We start from the raw sequence: 18,089 nt of genomic DNA, 5'->3' as shown, positions 1-18,089 counted from the left end.
GGCGCCGGCCCGCATTCCGACGCAATCAGCGAGGGACCGAGCCGCGCGGCCGAGCACACGGCCGCGATGTCCGACGCCGACATCGCGGACACCATCGACGCCTTCGCGCGTGCCGCCGTCGCGGCGCGCGAGGCCGGCTTCGACGCCGTCGAGGTGCATGGCGCGCACGGCTATCTGATCGACCAGTTCGCGTGGCCGGTCACAAACCGGCGCGCCGACGCCTACGGCGGCGACGCGGCCGGCCGCATGCGCCTCGCCGCCGAGGTGGTGCGCGCGATCCGCCGCGAGGCCGGCGCGCTGCCGATCCTGTTCCGCTTTTCGCAATGGAAGCTGCAGGACTACGGCGCGCGGCTCGCGCACACGCCGCAGGAATTGGAGCAGCTCCTCGCGCCGATCGTCGATGCCGGCGCGGATCTGCTGCATGCCTCCACGCGCCGCTACTGGCAGCCCGAATTCGACGGCTCGCCGCTCGGGCTCGCGGGCTGGGCGAAACAGCTGACCGGGCTGCCGACCATCATGGTCGGCTCGGTCGGGCTGGAGGGCGGCGACGTGGTGGGCGCGTTGCGCGAAGGCGAGCACGCCGCCACGGTCGGCCCGCTCGCGCCGGTCGAGGCGCGCCTCGCGGCCGGCGAGTGCGACCTGGTCGCGGTGGGACGCGCGCTGATCGCGAACCCGGACTGGGCGAACCTCGTGGCGGCGCAGCGCCTCGACGCGTTGCGGCCGTTCGACAAGGGGCTGCTGGCGACGTTGTGACGCGCCCGAACGGCCATGCGCTCCGGCTTCGGGACAACCCGGATTGCCGCAGCCGGCTCCCACCCGTATCTTTCTACATCATACGTATGATCTAGAGAGTCATTCATGGCAACCCTGCACCGGCAGGTACTGAACCAGATGGGCGAGCAGATCTGCTCGGGGCAACTCGCCCCGGGCGAGGTGCTGCCGTCCGAGGACGAGCTTGCCGAGCGGCTCAAGGTGAGCCGCATCACGATCCGCGAGACGGTCAAGTCGCTGTCCGCCAAGGGCATGCTGCAGGTGCGGCGGCGCTACGGCACGATCGTGCTGCCGCGCTCGCAATGGCAACTGTTCGATCCCGACGTGATCCACTGGCGCGCCCGGGCGGGCACAGTGGACGACGCGCTGATCCAGGATCTGATGGAGCTGCGCCTGATCATCGAGCCGAACGCGGCCAAGCTCGCCGCGAAGCGCGCCACCGATGCGGATCGCACCGCGATCCGGCGTGCGTATCAGGCGATGGCGCGCGCGGTGGCCGGCGACGGCGACTACGTGCCCGCCGACCTTGCGTTTCACGGCGCGATCCTGACCGCCTGCCACAACCAGTTCGTCCAGCAGATGCAGAACGCGCTGTCGTCGATCCTCGAAACCAGCTTCGCGCTCAGTTCGGAGATCGCCGGCGGCCCGGCCCGCTCGCTGCCGATGCACGAAGCGCTGTGCCTCGCGATCGAGAACGGCGACGAGGCGGCTGCGGAGGCGGCTTCGCTCGTGCTGATCCGACGCGCCGAGCAGGACTTCGAGGATCGCGCGGCGCTGCATCGGGCCGTGGGCGGCAAGCCGACCTGAGCCTCCAAGCCCTGTAAGCCGCCCAAGCGGCGATTCGCCATTTCACGTCATCGCGGCCGGCAGCGGCCGCGAGGGGCGCACTCGCGCCCGACCTTCGACTATCAAGAGGAATCCTCATGACTTCTTTGTTCGATCTGAGCGGCCGCACGGCGCTCGTGACCGGTTCGGCGCGCGGCATCGGCTTCGCGCTGGCCGAAGGCCTCGCCACCGCCGGCGCGCGCGTGATCGTGAACGGCACGCAGGCCGACACCGTGGCCGCCGCGGTCGGCCGGCTTGCCGAGCGGGGCTTCGACGTGCAAGGCCGCGCGTTCGACGTGACCGACGAGCAGGCCGTGGCCGACGCGTTCGCGCAATGGGACCGGGACGGCGTGCCGATCGACATCGTGATCAACAACGCCGGTATCCAGTTTCGCAAGCCGCTCGTCGAGCTGGCGCTCGGCGACTGGCAGCGCGTGATCGACACCAACCTGACGAGCGCGTTCATCGTCGGCCAGCAGGCGGCGCGGCGCATGATCGCGCGCGGCACGGGCGGCAAGATCATCAACATCGGTTCGCTGACCAGCGAGGCGGCGCGCGCGACGGTGGGCGCCTACACGGCGGCGAAGGGCGGCATCAAGATGCTGACGCGCGCGATGAGCGCCGAATGGGCGCAGTCGAACATCCAGGCGAACGCGATCGGCCCCGGCTACATCCTGACCGACATGAATCAGCCGCTGGTCGAGAACGCGAGCTTCGATGCGTGGGTCAAGAGCAGCAACCCGACCCAGCGCTGGGGCAAGCCCGAGGAACTGGTCGGCACCGCCGTGTATCTCGCCTCGGCGGCGTCGAGCTACGTGAACGGCCAGATCATCTACGTCGACGGCGGCTGGCTGTCGGTCCTGTAAGCAGCACCTGAACCCCGGCCGCCCACACCAACAACACCAGACGGGCGGCGGCTCGCACGCACCTATCGGAGACATCATGGACAGCGTCAAACCCGTGGCACCCCAAAGATGGTGGTATCTGATGCCCATCATCTTCATCACCTACAGCCTGGCCTATCTCGACCGCGCGAACTACGGCTTCGCCGCGGCGGCCGGGATCGACAAGGATCTCGGCATCACGCACGGCATGTCGTCGCTGATCGGTTCGCTGTTCTTTCTCGGCTATTGCCTGTTCCAGGTGCCGGGCGCGATCTACGCGCAGCGCAACAGCGTCAAGAAGCTGATCTTCGCGAGCCTGATTCTGTGGGGGCTGTGCGCGGCGGCGACGGGGATGGTCAGCAATATCCCGATGCTGATGGTGCTGCGCTTCGTGCTCGGCGTGGTGGAGGCGGCGGTCATGCCGTCGATGCTGATGTACATCAGCCGCTGGTTCACGCGCTCCGAACGCTCGCGCGCGAACACCTTCCTGATCCTCGGCAACCCGGTCACGGTGTTGTGGATGTCGGTGGTGTCGGGCTATCTGGTGCGCAGCTTCGGGTGGCGCGAAATGTTCGTCTTCGAGGGGCTGCCCGCGCTCGCCTGGGCCGTGGTGTGGTGGTTCACGGTCAAGGACCGTCCGGCCGATGCGCCGTGGATGAGCCAGGCGGAAAAGGCCGAACTCGATGCGCGCCTGAAGGCGGAGCAGGCCGATATCGCGCCGGTGCGTGATTACAAGGCCGCGTTTCGTTCGCCGGTGGTGTTGAAGTGCTGCGCGATCCATGCGCTCTGGAGCATCGGCGTGTACGGCTTCATCATGTGGCTGCCGTCGATCCTGAAGGCGGCCTCGACGATCGACATCGTGTCGGTCGGCTGGCTGGCCGCCGTGCCGTATCTGGCCGCGATCATCCTGATGCTGCTCGCGTCCTGGCTGTCGGACAAGACGCGCAATCGCAAGCTGTTCGTCTGGCCGCTGCTGCTGATCGGCACCATCGCGCTGGTGGCGTCGTATCTGGTCGGCGGCTCGCACTTCTGGATTTCGTTCGTTCTGCTCGTGATTGCCGGCGCGACGATGTATGCGCCTTACGGGCCGTTCTTCGCGCTGGTGCCCGAACTGGTGCCGAGCAACGTGCTGGGCGGCGCGATCGGCATCATCAATTCGAGCGGCGCGCTCGGCGCGTTCCTCGGCTCGTGGGTGGTCGGCTACCTGAACGGTGCGACCGGCAGCCCGTCCGCGTCGTACATCTTCATGGCGGTGGGGCTGCTGGCATCGGTGATCCTGATGATGACCATGCCGGCTCGCGCCGAGCCGCGCCCGGCCGAGCCGTCGGCGGCCTCGCTCGGCCGTACCTGATGCACTTGGCGCCTCGCGTCGCATTCCTCATTCTCTGGATTTCCGCCTACCCATGACCACCCTGATTACCGATGTGAAGGTCATCCTGACCGCACCCGAAGGGATCAACCTGATCGTCGTCAAGATCGAGACCAACCAGCCCGGGCTGGTCGGGCTCGGTTGCGCGACGTTCGCGTACCGGCACCTCGCCGTGCAATGCCTCATCGAAGCCTATTTGAGGCCGCTGCTGATCGGCCGCGATGCCGAAGCGATCGAGGAGCTGTGGCAACTGATGCATCAGAACGCGTACTGGCGCAACGGCCCGATCGAGAACAACGCGATCTCGGGCGTGGACATGGCGTTGTGGGACATCAAGGGCAAGATGGCGAACCTGCCGCTGTATCAGTTGTTCGGCGGCAAGTGCCGCGAGGGCGTGCCGGTGTACCGGCATGCCGATGGCCGCGATCTCGGCGAGCTGTGCGAGAACATCCAGAAGTATCGCGAGCAGGGCATCACGCATATCCGCTGTCAGAGCGGCGGCTACGGCGGTGCGGGGTTCGGTGCGGCGCCGGCTGGCGCGCCGCACGGCTCGGCCGACGGCATCTATCTCGACAGCCGCAAATACATGCGCGAGACGCTGAAGCTGTTCGACGGCATCCGCAGCCGGATCGGCTTCGATGTCGAGCTGTGCCACGACGTGCACGAGCGGCTGAAGCCGGTCGAGGCGATCCGCTTCGCGCGCGAACTGGAGCCGTACGAACTGTTTTTCCTGGAGGATGCCATCGCGCTGGAGGAGGGCGAGTGGATTCGCCAGTTGCGCGAGAAGACCACGACGCCGCTCGCGCAGGGCGAACTGTTCAACAATCCTTACGAATGGCGCTTCCTGATCACCGAGCGGCTGATCGATTTCATCCGCGTCCACCTGAGCCAGATCGGCGGCATCACGGCCGGCCGCAAGCTGCAGATCTTCGCCGAGCAGTTCGGCGTGAGAACGGCGTGGCACGGCCCGGGCGACATGTCGCCGCTCGCGCACGCGGCCAATATCCATATCGATCTCGCGTCGCGCAATTTCGGCGTGCAGGAATGGTCGGGCACCGAGCCGCCGAACTTCGTGATCCAGCAACTGAAGGGGCCGCGCGAGGCGCTGTTGGCGGTGTTTCCGGGGCTGCCCGAATTTCGCGACGGGCATGTATATGCGAACGACAAGCCAGGCCTGGGCGTCGATATCGACGAAGCGGAAGCCGCGAAATATCCGTGCGAGAACACGGTGACGACGTGGACGCAGACGCGCTTGAAGGATGGCGCGCTGCAGACGCCTTGAGGGAGCGAGGGGAAACCCGATTGCATGGGGCGCGACTCGGCGCGGATGCTATAGTGGCTGCTCAGTATTCTGCCGTACGCGTTGCGGCGCAATGTTGTCAGTAACCATTGCGCCCGCGCCGTTGGCCATCGTCGTGGGTGCTCCAGCCATTGGAGAACGAACATGTTGACGACCCACGACTACCACCTCATCGAAGAACGGATACCCGAGGCCTGGGCGTTGAGCCGAGTGACCTCGGCCGGGGCGGCGATCGGCAATGCCGTCTATCCGACGCCCGCCTACGCACTGGCCGACGCGGCGAGCCACGATCCCCATGCCGAGTTCGAAATTCACCTGCGCGCCGACGACCCACAGGTGGACGTCCAGCTTCGCGATGCCTTGCTGATATTGCGCGACGCAGGCATGACCCACGCACGCCAGGTCTATTCCGTGTCGGAGGCGAAGCTGGCCCGGATCGGCTTGACCGATGCGGGCTTCGCCGCGCTGACGGCTCGCTCGCCGTATCTCGGGGCGCCCGCCGCGGTGATCAAGTGGACGGCCGACGACGAGATCAATCTCGAACTGGCGGTGGTGGTGCAGGGCGATGCGCCCTGACTGCGGCCATGGACGGATTTCGGCCCGGCCTCGATGGGTTGTCGTTGCCGTGTGCCGGGGTCGTGCCAGGTTGAAATTCCGCCGCCCCATGCCGCAGATTGGAATGACTTTTTCCCTTCACGGCAGGCGCCGGATCGACCAGGAAATTTAGCTATACAAATCAATTAAGGCGCGTAGCATGAAGCGCTGAAGGTGGCGCTTTTCTCCGTGATTCGGCGCCATCCGCACGCTACCGATCCCGAACCGCGATCCTGGTGGTGGCTTGACCCACCGCGTTTTTGCGGCCTCCCTGCCTTGCGTCGAACGTCCATGCCGGCGTGATTTCCGCTTCAGGATCTCGGTTTCGCCGGTGCCGGCGAGTCTCGGCACGACTTGAATTTCCCTATTCCGGCCAGCGTGCCGGAGATGCCGGAGTGCGACATGAGCCCATTCGACCTGCAGTGCTCGATTCAATACGATGTCCCCGGTTTCGTCGACCGTCACCTGCCCGTCGAGGCGGGCGCCATCGAGATCATCGGGCTGTCTTCGCCGCGCCGATTCCGTGTCGACCCGACGCCTCGCCATGCCGATGGCGAGTACATGGCGCATGCGCGCATCCGGTCCCATCGCGCGGATGGCAGCGAATACGACGTTTATCTGAGTGGAGATCTGGCGGGCTTCGATAGTCGCGACGATGCGATCGCCTATGCCCGCAATTGGGCTCATGTCTGGTTGCACACGACGTATGGCTGAAGCGCCCCGGCGTGCGCTCGCCGCCGCATCGCCGCGCGGCATGCCGCGCGAGGCGCGGCGTGATCACGCCTCGTCGCAATGCACCTCGAAGTGCGTCAGTTCCGCGGTGCCGAACGCATTGCTGATGGCCACGTCGGCGGCATCCCGGCCGTAGGCCATCAAGACCCGGCCGATGCGCGGCGTGTTGTTTCGCGGGTCGAACGTCTGCCAGCCCCCTCCCACATACGCCTCGAACCAACCGGCGAAATCCATCGGCGCGGTAACGGGCGGCAAGCCCACATCGCTGACATAGCCGGTGCAGTAGCGCGCCGGAATATTCATGGCCCGGCACAGCGCAACACCCAGATGCGCGAAATCACGGCATACGCCCTTGCGTTCGCGATACGCGTCCAGCGCGGTTTTCGTGGGCCGTGCGTGATCGTGGTCGAATTCGATGTGCTGGTGCACGAAGTCGCAGATCTTCAGCACGGTGTCGCGTCCGGGCACGCATTGGCCGAACAGGCGCCAGGCGGTTTCAACCAGCAGGTCGGTTTCGCAATAGCGGCTGCCGAGCAGGAACACCAGCGTTTCATCGGGCAGTTGCTCCACCGGATGGCCCCAATCGTTGCTGGGGCGCGTCTCCATTTCGCCGGACACGTTCAGCAGCGCGGTGGTGCTCAAATCGAGGCGCCCGACCGGCGCCACGATCCGGCTGCACAGGTTGCCGAAGCCGTCGCGATACTGGTGGAGCGGCAGCGGCGGATGAGTGACGAGCACATCCGGCACGACGATATCGTTCGCGTGCGAGAAGTGCGTGTTCAGCATCAGCATCATCGGCGTGGGTTGCGAACACGTGTATGACAATTGGTATCCGACGCGGAGTTTCATGAGTGTTCCTTGGCTGGGCGGGGTGGTGGGGCCGGCGAGCCGCGTGGCCGGCGGGGCGCGAAGCTCAGTCTGCCGGCCCCAGGATCACGTCGATCGCGGCCTGGCCGGCGACCTCGGCGATCAGGTAAGCCCACCGTTCGGTAAACGGGCCGTTGCGCAGCGCGATGCGGCGCCCCTCGACGCCGCTCATCGCCAGGCTTGCGCCGCGTCCGATCTGGACGCTCACATCGAACGTGTCCTGTTTGGCCGGCGTCAATTCGACATGAATCTCGAAGTTGCGATACGCGATGGTTCGCTGCATGAAGACCTCTTTCAGGGGATCGGCAACCACGCGCTCGCCGCGCGCGCGCTCGATCGAGTCCTGCGCTTCGCAGCGTGCGGCATGGCTTGGGAGAAGCGGCGCACGGTGCGTGCCCGCTCCCGCGCGCTATTGCGTATTCGGGTCGAGTCGCAGCTTGTCGTACTCGCGCTTGACGACGCGATAGCATTCGCACACTCGGTTTTCCAGGCCGGGGCGGTCCAGCACCTCGATATGCCCGTAGTTATAGCGGATCAGGCCCGCGTCCTGCAGCTTCAGCGCGGCCCCGGTGACGCCCGAGCGGCGCACGCCCAGCATGTTCGCGATGAGTTCCTGCGTCATGCGCAATTGGTTCGACGGCAGACGGTCGAGGCTCATCAGCAGCCAACGGCACAACTGCTGATCGATGGAGTGGTGACGGTTGCAGACGGCGGTCTGCGCCATCTGCGTAATCAGCGCGTGGGTGTAGCGCAGCAACATCTGTTGCAGCATGCCGCCACGCTGGAATGCCTGGCCGAAGAGGCGCGCGTCCATCCGATAGGCCCGCCCGGCGCTTTGCACGATCGCTCGGCTCGGCGTGGTATCCACGCCCATGAACAGCGACACGCCGATCATCCCTTCCTTCCCGGCGATCGCGATTTCTGCGGATGAACCGTCTTCCATCACGTACAGCAGCGACATGATCGCGGTGGTCGGGAAATACGCATAGGATTGCCTGCTGCCGGATTCGTGCAACAAGGTGCCGAGCGGCAGCTCGACGAGCGATAGATGTGGGGCGATGTCCTTCCGTTCGTCTTCCGACAGTGCAGCGAGCAGATAGTTGTCCGTGAGGCGAGGGGGAAGGGGCATGAACCGATCCTGGTGGGTGCTGGATTGACTGCCGAGGGCCCACGCGGTGCAGCACGCTCGACCGACACGCGATCATGCTCCGGGGGCCGGCCAGGGAGGCGGGAGGACGACATCAGTGTGCTCGGGCATGCGCCCGAACTCTGTACGGTGTGCGTGAATGGCGGCAGCGCGGCCGAGGTCGCGCCAGCGCGGCGTCAACGGGCCTGCTGCGCCAGCGGGCGGGCTATTTCGTAGGCGGCGCGGCCGGGGCCGCTGCCGGCTCCGCATCGGGTGTCGCATCCGGCATCAGCAGCGTAACGATCTCGCGGAATTGGGACGTGCAGCGCAGCGTGTCTTCGCGCGAGTTCATGTCGATGGCTTCGAGCAGGCCGACGAACGCGCCGAGGAAGGCATCGGAGAGCGGGGTGGGCCGTCCATGCTCGCGCAGATGCGCCGCGTAGGCAAAGACATCGCGGACAAAATCGAGCTGGGATGCGGAGAATTCGTCGTCGGTGATCGGGGCGGGAACGGCTGCAACGGTCTGCTGAGACAACGAGGCGGGCAAACGGAAGTACGATCGGGGATCGCTCATGCATGAATCTCGAGGTATGCACGAACGGTATGTGCGCGCGAAAGCGGCGTGGCGACCATAGGCGCATGTACTATATATGCCCCACGCATTTGACACGCCAATAGCACAATTTAATTGTGCTCAAATCAAGGCGCGAAGTCAAATGTATTTGACACCATTTTGATTATCGACTCATGCAATTCGATTGGGTTGGAACGTTCGATGAATTGAAGCGCAGGGGCCGATTCGCCAGCGATGCTCAGGTGGCGGAAAGTCTCGGGCTGACCCGCGCGCAGATTTCGGCCTGGCGTAACGGCAAGAGCGACCTCGGCGTGTTGACCAAGATCCGCATTCTGGATGCGCTTGGCCATGACACGTTGCGATCGTCGGTGCAAAGCCTGCTGCCGAGCCGCGATTACCACGAACAGGCACAACTGCAGCAACGCCTGGTCGAGCGGGTGCTGCGCTACGAGCAGGACGATCGTGCGCCGCACGACGCCGGCGAGCCGTCGATGCAACTCAATCACTTGCTGGCCGCGCTGCCCGGCGACGAGCGGCGCCGTATCGAGCCGCATCTGACGCCCGTCACGATGCCGCTCGGGCATGTCGTCTATGAATCGGGCGACCATCTCAGCCATATCTACCTGCCGACCACCGCGATCATCTCGATGCTCTACGTAATGGAGAACGGTGCGTCGGCCGAGATCGCGGTGGTGGGGCGCGACGGTCTCGTGGGGGTGGCGCTGTTCATGGGGGGCGAGACGATGCCGAATCGCGCGATCGTCCAGAGCGGAGGCGACGCGTTCAAACTCAGCGGGCAAGTCGTCAAGGATGAGTTCGCGCGCGGCGGTGCGGTGCAGCGCCTGTTCCTGCGCTACACGCAGGCGCTCATCACGCAAATGGCGCAAACGGCCGTCTGCAACCGGCATCATTCGATTTCGCAGCAGTTCTGCCGCTGGTTGCTGCTGAGTCTCGACCGGCTCGATTCAAGCGATGTGCAGATGACGCAGGAGCTGATCGCCGACATGCTCGGCGTGCGTCGCGCGAGCGTGACGGAAACCGCGAGAAAACTCCAGGAGGCGGGCCTGATCCGCTACTCGCGCGGCAAGATCGAAGTGCTCGATCGCGCCGCGCTGGAGCGTCATGTGTGCGAGTGCTATCAGGTGGTGCGCGAGGAAAGCGATCGGCTGCTGTCGCCACGGTGATCGCCGTGCGGCAGCCCGGCATGGCCCGGCTCGCCGCTGCCGCTCACCGCGGCCCGGGCGGATCGTCCGGCAGCGTCGGCTCCGCAGCGAGCCAGTACGGGCGGCGCTGATAATGCGCGTGCACCTGCCGTCCCCACTCGAGATCCACCATCGACGGCCACGCGTTCTTGTCGAACGCGGGCGCGTTTTTCACGCTTTCCGCGGTCATGGCGAGCCGAAAGCACTTCTCATGGGCATCGAGCGTCAGCGCACTCCACGGAATGGCCCGCAGGGTGTCGCCGATACCGAGAAAGCCTCCGCTGGACAACACCGCGTAGGCGATCCGCCCACCACGCACGTCCAGCATGATCTCCGAGATCTTGCCGAGTTCCTCGTTGTCGCTCGACATGAGCTTGTCGCCACGCAGCGTGTCGGCCGCCATCACGTCCGGGCCGGGGCCTTCGCCGCTCTCGCCGCCGATGATCGCCGTGCCGTCCGGCGTTGAAGCAGAGGGTTGGGCCGGATCGATTATCGTCATGACGTTATCCTAAATAAATGATGGAAGATGCCGTACGGCGGAACTGTCTGGCCGGCCGGGGTGTCGGCGCTCGAACGGAATGAACCCTTGATGCCCACAGTGCGCGCATCGAGTGGACGAATCGGTACGGCATCGTACGAAGTGGTGGCGGCCAATCGTGATCGTTTTCGCTTGCGGCGATCAAACCATGCACGCCATTGTGAAGCGGCCAGCGAAAATAATCGATTGGACGGAATCCCGGCCACGGCGAACAGGCCGGAAAATGTACCGAGACGGGGTGGCCACGCGCGCTGACGCGGATGTTTTTACCAATGCGCCAATCCAAAGGTGCGATGGAAATCGACGTGCAAAAATTCTCATGTCGAATCGATAAGTCAATTCCAGGTGAGCGGCGATGTTTTTGGTAAGGATCATATGGTTTATATATGGTCGATGGATTTTCGCGATCTCGGATTAATCGTCAAATAAGTTTGACGTTCTGTTGTTTTGACTCACGCCATTCAATTGGCACGAGATCTTCGATAAAGGTAAACACCGAGGGCATGCTTGCGCCACGTTCAACTGGCGGAACGTCTCGTGCCGACTCCCATGTAGGCCGCGAGGCCGTGAGACCGCGCCTGGAGGCGGGTTCGGCCGCTATTCGCGCGAGGAATCGAGGTGGCCGACGCGAGCGCTCGTACCCGTTGCAATGAGCATTCGGCAACGATCGCATCGCGGCTTCGTGCCGATAGTCGGGAAATGAAAGGGGCGCAGCCCTACCGGTCATACCGTGCTTCGATGATCCGGAATTCACCCGGCGCCTGCCGGAAAATTCGTCACGACGGTAAATTCAACGCACGGATACGTGCCCGGGTTTGATCGGGCGGTCAAATGGCGAACCGTCCGTATCGTCGTGCGAGGAAAAATCAGCATTTACCGTACAGACCGGCCAGAGAAAAAAAAGCACATTGCGCGAACCGAATGCGGGGCAGTCTTCGCATTGAACGGGCGTTATTGCCTATCCGCCATTCGTGAATTTTTCATGTAATGGCCGACAGGGCGGCGCCTTGGTTTGGCGTGTCGAGCATACCGATGCAAGTCGATGACGACGAGGCTTTGTTTTCATCGTCGCCGCCGTGATTGGCGCGGCGGCGATCGCAGGCTTGTGTGCACCGGCAGATGATGAACCGTATCAGCACCTTTAATTTTCTATCGACCATTTTCGACACGTCGCGATAGCGCGGAACGTTATCGACATGTGCTCGGCTTCGCCCGTTTTTACGCGAAGCCGTGCAATTACCTCTCCAAGGCGGTATGCAAAATCCTCGACGTGTCGATTCTCCGCTCGTGTCTCTCGCTTCGTCGTCTGCGGCGAGCCTGCCGACCGATGAGGCGTCAAGCGCGCCGGCCGTTCGTCGGTGTCTTTATTTGGCACGAGATCCGGATGCGGCGCTGGTGGCGTACCTCGCGGCACGACACTGGGACGTGTCGCTCGCGATCAGCTCGAAACCCGTGCGTCGTCGCGAGCGGCCCGGCGCCGTGCATGCCGGCATCGTCGATCTCGACGGCTTCGACACTCACGAAGCCGCCGCGCTCGAACCGATGCTGCGGAGCAAGCAGATCGGCTGGATCGCGCTGGTGGATCCGCTGCGGCTGGCCGAACCCGAAGTGCGCCAACTGATTCACCGCTATTGCTTCGATTACCTGACGCGGCCGTCGACCTACGCGGCGGTCGATCATGCCGTCAATCGTGCGTCGTCGATGGCGGACCTGCGTGAGCATGACTGCGCGCCCGATGGCGCCAACGTCGGGGGCCATGGCATGGTGGGCGCGAGCGAGGCGATGCAACGCCTGTTTCGCTCGATCGAGAAGGTCGCGAAGGCCGACGCGCCGGTGTTCATCTCGGGCGAATCGGGTACCGGCAAGGAGTTGACGGCCCGTGCGATCCACGCCCAATCGGGGCGAAGCAAGGCGCCGTTCATCGCGATCAATTGCGGTGCGATACCGCCACATCTGTTGCAGTCCGAATTGTTCGGCTACGAACGCGGTGCATTCACGGGCGCGAACCACCCGAAGATCGGGCGGATCGAGGCTGCCGACGGCGGGACGCTGTTTCTCGACGAGATCGGCGACTTGCCGTTCGAAAGCGGCGCGAGCCTGTTGCGCTTCCTGTCCGATAAAAAAATCGAACGCCTGGGGGGGCACGCTTCGATTCCGGTCGATGTCCGCGTGATCACGGCCACGCATGTCGATCTCGACGCCGCGATCGATGACGGGCGCTTTCGAGCGGACCTGTTCTATCGTCTATGCGTGCTTCGGATCAACGAGCCGCCGTTGCGTGAGCGCGGGGGGGATATCGAATTGATCGCGTATCACATCCTGCAGAAGTTTCGCGGCGACGCCGAGCGCATGATTCTTGGCTTCACCGGCTGCGCGCACCAGGCCATGCACGCCTATTCCTGGCCCGGCAATGTCCGCGAGCTGATCAACCGAATCCGGCGCGCGATCGTCATGGCCGACAGCCGGTTGATCTCGGCCGCGGACCTGGGCCTCGACCAGTTCATCACACCGGTGCCGACCACGCTCGCGCAGGCTCGGGAGGGGGCGGAAAAAAGCACGATCGAAGCCGCGTTGTTGCGGCACCGGAACCAGCACATCAAGGCGGCGAGCGAACTCGGCATTTCACGCGCGACCTTGTATCGGCTGTTGAACTCGCACGGCCTGTGACATGTCCGGCGCGTGGGAGCCGGCCGAGACGAGATGGCAGCCAACGCGGTGGCTCAAATACGGCTCTGGCTCACTCGCTGCATCAGTTCGGCGGCGCTTTCCTTGCGTTCGCTGTAGCGATCGACCAGGTACGGGCCGACATCGCGCGTCAGCAAGGTGAACTTCACCAGTTCCTCCATCACGTCCACGACACGATCGAAATAGGCCGATGGCTTCATGCGGCCGGCCTCGTCGAATTCCGCGAAGGCCTTCGCCACCGAAGACTGGTTCGGGATGGTCAGTATCCGCATCCAGCGCCCGAGCACACGCATCTGATTGACCGCGTTGAACGACTGCGAGCCGCCGCTCACCTGCATGACCGCGAGCGTCTTGCCCTGCGTCGGGCGCACTGCGCCGACCGAAAGCGGAATCCAGTCGATCTGCGATTTCATGATGCCGGTCATCGCACCGTGGCGCTCGGGCGAGCACCAGACCATGCCTTCCGACCACAGCACCAGGTCGCGCAGTTCCGCCACCTTGGGGTGCGTGTCCGGCGCATCGTCGGGTAGCGGCAGGCCGCTCGGATTGAACGTGCGTACCTCGGCACCCATCGCCGTGAGCAGGCGCGCGGCCTCTTCGCTCAGCAGGCGGCTGAACGAGCGCTCGCGCAGCGAGCCGTAGAGCAGCAGGATGCGGGGCGGATGCGAGGCAGCCTCCGCGACCTGCAAGCGCCGGATATCGGGCACGCGGAACGATGCCGCGTCGACTTGGGCAAGGGCGGTCATGAGTTCAGTTGCCTGGGCTGACACGGTTGCCCTCCGCATCGATGACGGCTTCGCCGTCTTCCTTCGTGAACGCGCCGCGCTGCGCGTCGGGCAGGATCTCGAGCACGACTTCGGACGGGCGGCACAGCCGCACGCCGATCGGCGTCACCACGAACGGACGATTGATCAGTATCGGATGCGCCAGCATCGCGTCGTACAACTGATCATCGGTCAGTGCCGGATTGTCCAGGTGCAGTTCCGCATGGGGCGTGCCTTTCTCGCGCAACGCCTCGCGCACGCTCAGTCCAGACCGCGCGATCAGCTCGACGAGCGTCTCGCGCGACGGCGGGCTTGTCAGATAGTCGATGACGACGGGTTCGATGCCCGCGTTGCGGATCATCGCGAGGGTATTGCGCGAGGTGCCGCAATCCGGGTTGTGATAAATGGTGACTTCGTTCATGGCCTTGTTTTTCGTAACGTTCAGGCACGCTCGTACCAGTGCTTCGACCGGTTGACGACGTGTACCACGAGCAGCATGACCGGCACTTCGATCAGCACGCCGACCACCGTCGCGAGCGCTGCGCCGGAGTGGAAACCGAACAGGCCGATTGCGGTGGCGACGGCCAGCTCGAAGAAGTTCGATGCGCCGATCAGCGCGGACGGGCAGGCGATGCTGTGTTTCTCGCCAACCGCGCGATTGAGCCAGTACGCCAGCGCCGAGTTGAAGAACACCTGGATCAGGATCGGCACGGCCAGCAGCACGATCACCAGCGGCTGCTTCAGGATGGCTTCGCCCTGGAAGGCAAACAGCAGCACCAACGTGGCGAGCAGTGCCGTGATCGACCACGGGCCGATCTTCGCCATCGCCGCCTCGAACGCCGCGTGGCCGCGAGCCAGCAGCACCGCGCGGATGAATTGCGCGAGCATGACCGGAATGACGATGTAGAGCACCACCGACGAGAGCAGCGTCGCCCACGGCACGGTGATGGCCGAGATGCCGAGCAGCAGCCCGACGAGCGGTGCGAACGCGACCACCATGATGCTGTCGTTGAGCGCGACCTGCGAGAGCGTGAAGAGCGGGTCGCCGCCCGTGAGGCGGCTCCAGACGAATACCATCGCCGTGCAGGGCGCGGCCGCCAGCAGAATCAGGCCGGCCACGTAGCTGTCGAGCTGCACGGCGGGCAACATCGGTGCGAACAGGTGCTTGATGAAGAGCCATGCGAGGAACGCCATCGTGAACGGCTTGACCAGCCAGTTGACGACGAGCGTGACGCCGATCCCCTTGAGATGTTGCCGCACCTCATGCAGCGAGCCGAAATCGACCTTGATCAGCATCGGGACGATCATCACCCAGATCAGCACGCCGACCGGCAAGTTGATTCGGGCATATTCGATGCGCCCGATCGTCTGGAACACGCCGGGCAGCCACTGGCCGAGCAGGATGCCCGCGACGATGCACAGTGCGACCCAGACGCTCAGATATCGCTCGAAGAAACCGATCGCGAGCTTCGAGTCGTGGTTGCGCACGGCGGCGATGTGGGGTGGGTTCATGGCGGCCCGAACGGGCAGGGGTTCGGCGTGGGTTGCTTCGTCAGCGTTCTCGTTCAGCATGGGCACGACGTTGCACCTGGGCCAAGGCAAGCCTGCCCCTGGCAACAGTTCTCGGTCAGGAAACCGAGGACCGCGTTCATCTGCGCGTAGGCGGCCCGGTAGATCAAGGTGCGGCCGTCGCGTTCCTGCGTGACCAGCCCGGCATGCATCAACTCCTTCAGGTGAAACGAGAGCGTGGCGTTGGGCACGTCGAGCTGGGCCGCCATGGTGCCCGGCGTCAGCCCTTCCGGCCCGACGACAACCAGCATGCGGAACACGCGCAGGCGCAATTCGTGGGCGAGTGCCGCGAGGGCGCGAATGATGTCTTTTTCTTCCATGTTTCCAATATATTCGAAATATATGAGTGAGGCAAGAAGGTGCGGGCGGCGTTCACCCAAGCAGAAGCGGCACGATCGGCATGCACGGTCGCGGGCAAGCCATCTTCACGATGGCGTGACCCTCACCGGCAAAGGCTCGGCTATACTGCCCGGCGATGAAATTGATCCGGACATTCCTCGTTCTGCTGCTTTGCGCGATGCTGCCCCTCTCCGGGCTGGCGGCCAGCGGCTTGGCCGGCCCGTGTCCGATGCAGGCTTCGATGACCGGCGCGGCCGATGTGTCCGATGCCGGCATGCAGGGCATGTCCGACTGCGAAGGCATGCCATCCTCGGCTGCCGGTCACGGCAAATCCGCCGGCACGCTTTGCAAGATGACGGCGCAATGCCAGGCCGGCAATCTCTACCATCCGGTTTCCTTGCCGATCCTTTCGCGTCCGGCAGGACGCGTCAGCGAACTGCGCTTCCACTACACGCAGGCTTGTCCCGCGCGCAGCCCCGACGGGTTGTGGCGGCCGCCACGCGCGCTCTGACTCCCACCATCCGGTACGCCGCGACCTCGCGGTGATGTCGCCCCCTTGCGGGGCGTGAGTCCGCTTGTCGTCCATTTGCCTTCACGGTGCGCATCGACCACCTGACGGCAGGTACGGGCTCGACCCAACGGAGTTCAACATGCAACCAGTCAAAGCCGCGCCGGCATACCGGCGCGGCGGGCTGCGGCTGCGCGCGCTCGTGCTCGCGCTGTCGCTTGCGCACGGCCCGACCGCTCACGCGCAGGCCACCCCCCTGACGTTCGACGCCGCGCTGGAAAGCGCGAGCGCGCGCAACGCGGCCATCTCGGCCGCCCAGTCTTCCGTCGATGCCAGCGCGCAGGCGGTCGTCGGCGCGGGCCAACTACCCAATCCGAACCTGACGGCCGGCATCGACACCTTGCCGATCAACGGCGATCAGGCCTATACGATCGGCCAGAACATTCTGACGATGCGCCGTATCGGCATCGAGCAGGAATGGGTGTCGTCGCGCAAGCGGGCGCTCCAGTCGGATCTCGCCGCGAAGCGCGTCGAGCTCGCGCAGTCCGGCTATCTTGCCCAGCTCGCGACCGTGCGCGAGCGCACCGCCACGGCGTGGCTCGACGCCGCTTATGCGAAGCGGGCCGTCGCGCTGCGCGAGGCGCTTGTCGAGCACATGACGCACGAACTGGCCGCTACCGAAGCGTCGTATCGCGGCGTGAGAGCAACGGCCACCGACGTCGCCCAGGCCCGGCTGATGCAGGCCGGGACCCGCGACGATCTGCTCAAGGCGCGGCAGGTCTTCCAGGCCGCGCTCATCGCGTTGTCGCGCTGGACGGCGATTCCCGTGACCGATGTCGCGGGCGAGCCGCCCGCTCCGCAGTCGGTCGTCGCGACGCTGTCCGCCGACCAGTTGCGCAGCGTCGACCCGGCGTTGATCACGGCGGCGGCCGACATTCGCATCGCCGACGCGGAGGTGGCCGTCTCCGAAAGCCGCCGCAGCCCCAACTGGACCTGGAACGTCTCGTATCTGCAGGGCGGCGGCAACTCGCACTTCGTCTCCGTCGGCGTGAGCATTCCGCTGCCGATTCACCGGTCGAGCGTCGAGGATCGCGATGTCGCGGGCAAGGCCGACCTCGCCACCCAGGCGCGCCTGAGCTTCGAGGACACCCGCCGTCAGGTCGAAGCCGATCTCCAGACCTTGTCGACCACGCTGGCCAGCGGCCGCGAGCGTGTCGCCGGCTTGCAGGCTGGCCTGCTGCCTGCCGCCGATGCCCGCGCCGATCTCGCCGTCGCCGCGTATCGCGCAGGAACCGGCTCGCTCGCCGACACGTTCGCCGCCCGGCGTGCGCAGCTCGATGCGCAGCTTCAGATCCTCGACCTGCAACGGGAGGTCGCGCTCACCTGGGCGCAGCTCGAATACCAGGTCGTCCCGCCCGCGCTCGCCGTCAACCCATGAGGCC

General features: G+C 65.1%; 20 protein-coding genes and 1 pseudogene. 11 read left to right on the top strand and 10 right to left on the bottom strand.

Annotation, left to right across the window (positions count from 1 at the left end):
- The 7 genes from ACYP33_RS22100 to ACYP33_RS22070 all read left to right on the top strand — a co-directional run.
- The coding region (locus ACYP33_RS22100; protein WP_459623924.1) for an oxidoreductase at positions 1–753 on the top strand (753 nt) is incomplete at its 5' end.
- Between the two features lie 105 nt (positions 754–858).
- On the top strand, positions 859–1,578 hold the full coding sequence (locus ACYP33_RS22095; RefSeq protein WP_459623923.1) for a FadR/GntR family transcriptional regulator: 720 nt from the start codon (positions 859–861) through the stop codon (positions 1,576–1,578).
- 116 nt (positions 1,579–1,694) lie between these two features.
- Positions 1,695–2,462, top strand: coding sequence for an SDR family oxidoreductase (locus tag ACYP33_RS22090; protein WP_459623922.1), 768 nt, complete (start codon positions 1,695–1,697; stop codon positions 2,460–2,462).
- A 76-nt stretch (positions 2,463–2,538) separates the two neighbouring features.
- A complete protein-coding gene (locus ACYP33_RS22085; RefSeq protein ID WP_459623921.1) occupies positions 2,539–3,831 on the top strand; it encodes an MFS transporter in 1,293 nt (430 codons plus the stop codon).
- Between the two features lie 52 nt (positions 3,832–3,883).
- The gene (locus tag ACYP33_RS22080; protein WP_459623920.1) at positions 3,884–5,131 is read left to right on the top strand and encodes an enolase C-terminal domain-like protein; all 1,248 of its coding nucleotides are present in this window, start codon (positions 3,884–3,886) and stop codon (positions 5,129–5,131) included.
- Between the two features lie 162 nt (positions 5,132–5,293).
- Positions 5,294–5,725, top strand: a complete 432-nt coding sequence (locus tag ACYP33_RS22075) for a hypothetical protein (RefSeq protein WP_414444606.1) — start codon at positions 5,294–5,296, stop codon at positions 5,723–5,725.
- Between the two features lie 519 nt (positions 5,726–6,244).
- A complete protein-coding gene (locus ACYP33_RS22070) occupies positions 6,245–6,457 on the top strand; it encodes a hypothetical protein (protein ID WP_414451971.1) in 213 nt (70 codons plus the stop codon).
- A gap of 63 nt (positions 6,458–6,520) precedes the next feature.
- On the opposite strand, the gene ACYP33_RS22065 is transcribed toward ACYP33_RS22070, so the two are convergent.
- The 4 genes from ACYP33_RS22065 to ACYP33_RS22050 all read right to left on the bottom strand — a co-directional run bounded on the left by ACYP33_RS22065 (position 6,521) and on the right by ACYP33_RS22050 (position 9,003).
- On the bottom strand, positions 6,521–7,324 hold the full coding sequence (locus ACYP33_RS22065) for a transglutaminase-like domain-containing protein (protein ID WP_414444607.1): 804 nt from the start codon (positions 7,322–7,324) through the stop codon (positions 6,521–6,523).
- 64 nt (positions 7,325–7,388) lie between these two features.
- Positions 7,389–7,625 (bottom strand): hypothetical protein, encoded by a 237-nt coding sequence (locus tag ACYP33_RS22060; protein WP_414445556.1) that lies wholly within the window; start codon positions 7,623–7,625, stop codon positions 7,389–7,391.
- Positions 7,626–7,751: 126 nt separating this feature from the next.
- A complete protein-coding gene (locus tag ACYP33_RS22055) occupies positions 7,752–8,471 on the bottom strand; it encodes a Crp/Fnr family transcriptional regulator (protein WP_414449834.1) in 720 nt (239 codons plus the stop codon).
- A gap of 223 nt (positions 8,472–8,694) precedes the next feature.
- On the bottom strand, positions 8,695–9,003 hold the full coding sequence (locus ACYP33_RS22050; protein WP_459623919.1) for a hypothetical protein: 309 nt from the start codon (positions 9,001–9,003) through the stop codon (positions 8,695–8,697).
- A 212-nt stretch (positions 9,004–9,215) separates the two neighbouring features.
- Here ACYP33_RS22050 and ACYP33_RS22045 point away from each other — a divergent pair, with 212 nt between their 5' ends.
- Positions 9,216–10,226: a helix-turn-helix domain-containing protein gene (locus ACYP33_RS22045; protein ID WP_414449832.1), complete on the top strand. Its 1,011-nt coding sequence runs from the start codon at positions 9,216–9,218 to the stop codon at positions 10,224–10,226.
- 43 nt (positions 10,227–10,269) lie between these two features.
- On the opposite strand, the gene ACYP33_RS22040 is transcribed toward ACYP33_RS22045, so the two are convergent.
- Positions 10,270–10,743 carry a PRC-barrel domain-containing protein gene (locus ACYP33_RS22040; RefSeq protein WP_414449831.1) on the bottom strand — a complete coding sequence of 158 codons (474 nt, stop codon included), beginning with the start codon at positions 10,741–10,743 and terminating at the stop codon, positions 10,270–10,272.
- Positions 10,744–11,762: 1,019 nt separating this feature from the next.
- Entirely contained in the window at positions 11,763–11,942 is a 180-nt protein-coding gene (locus ACYP33_RS22035) for a hypothetical protein (protein ID WP_459623918.1), read from the bottom strand.
- Between the two features lie 94 nt (positions 11,943–12,036).
- Between ACYP33_RS22035 and ACYP33_RS22030 the strand changes: the two are divergent.
- Positions 12,037–13,446, top strand: a pseudogene (locus tag ACYP33_RS22030) (sigma-54 dependent transcriptional regulator); the annotation flags it as partial.
- Positions 13,447–13,502: 56 nt separating this feature from the next.
- Here the strand turns inward: ACYP33_RS22030 and arsH are convergent.
- The 4 genes from arsH to ACYP33_RS22010 are packed head-to-tail and all read right to left on the bottom strand — an operon-like array spanning position 13,503 to position 16,120.
- Positions 13,503–14,252, bottom strand: a complete 750-nt coding sequence (arsH, locus tag ACYP33_RS22025) for an arsenical resistance protein ArsH (protein ID WP_459623917.1) — start codon at positions 14,250–14,252, stop codon at positions 13,503–13,505.
- On the bottom strand, positions 14,218–14,652 hold the full coding sequence (gene arsC / locus ACYP33_RS22020) for an arsenate reductase (glutaredoxin) (RefSeq protein WP_459623916.1): 435 nt from the start codon (positions 14,650–14,652) through the stop codon (positions 14,218–14,220). Before arsC ends, arsH begins: the two co-directional genes overlap by 35 nt.
- Before the next feature lie 20 nt (positions 14,653–14,672).
- Positions 14,673–15,743 (bottom strand): ACR3 family arsenite efflux transporter, encoded by a 1,071-nt coding sequence (arsB, locus tag ACYP33_RS22015; protein ID WP_459623915.1) that lies wholly within the window; start codon positions 15,741–15,743, stop codon positions 14,673–14,675.
- Positions 15,744–15,796: 53 nt separating this feature from the next.
- Positions 15,797–16,120, bottom strand: a complete 324-nt coding sequence (locus ACYP33_RS22010) for an ArsR/SmtB family transcription factor (protein WP_459623914.1) — start codon at positions 16,118–16,120, stop codon at positions 15,797–15,799.
- A gap of 155 nt (positions 16,121–16,275) precedes the next feature.
- On the opposite strand from ACYP33_RS22010, the gene ACYP33_RS22005 reads away from it, so the two are divergent.
- Entirely contained in the window at positions 16,276–16,650 is a 375-nt protein-coding gene (locus tag ACYP33_RS22005) for a hypothetical protein (RefSeq protein WP_414449826.1), read from the top strand.
- Positions 16,651–16,789: 139 nt separating this feature from the next.
- Entirely contained in the window at positions 16,790–18,085 is a 1,296-nt protein-coding gene (locus tag ACYP33_RS22000) for a TolC family protein (protein ID WP_459623913.1), read from the top strand.
- Positions 18,086–18,089 lie beyond the last annotated feature (4 nt).

This window comes from Burkholderia sp. 3C (assembly GCF_054589155.1).
This window is presented reverse-complemented; position numbering and strand designations above follow the sequence as displayed.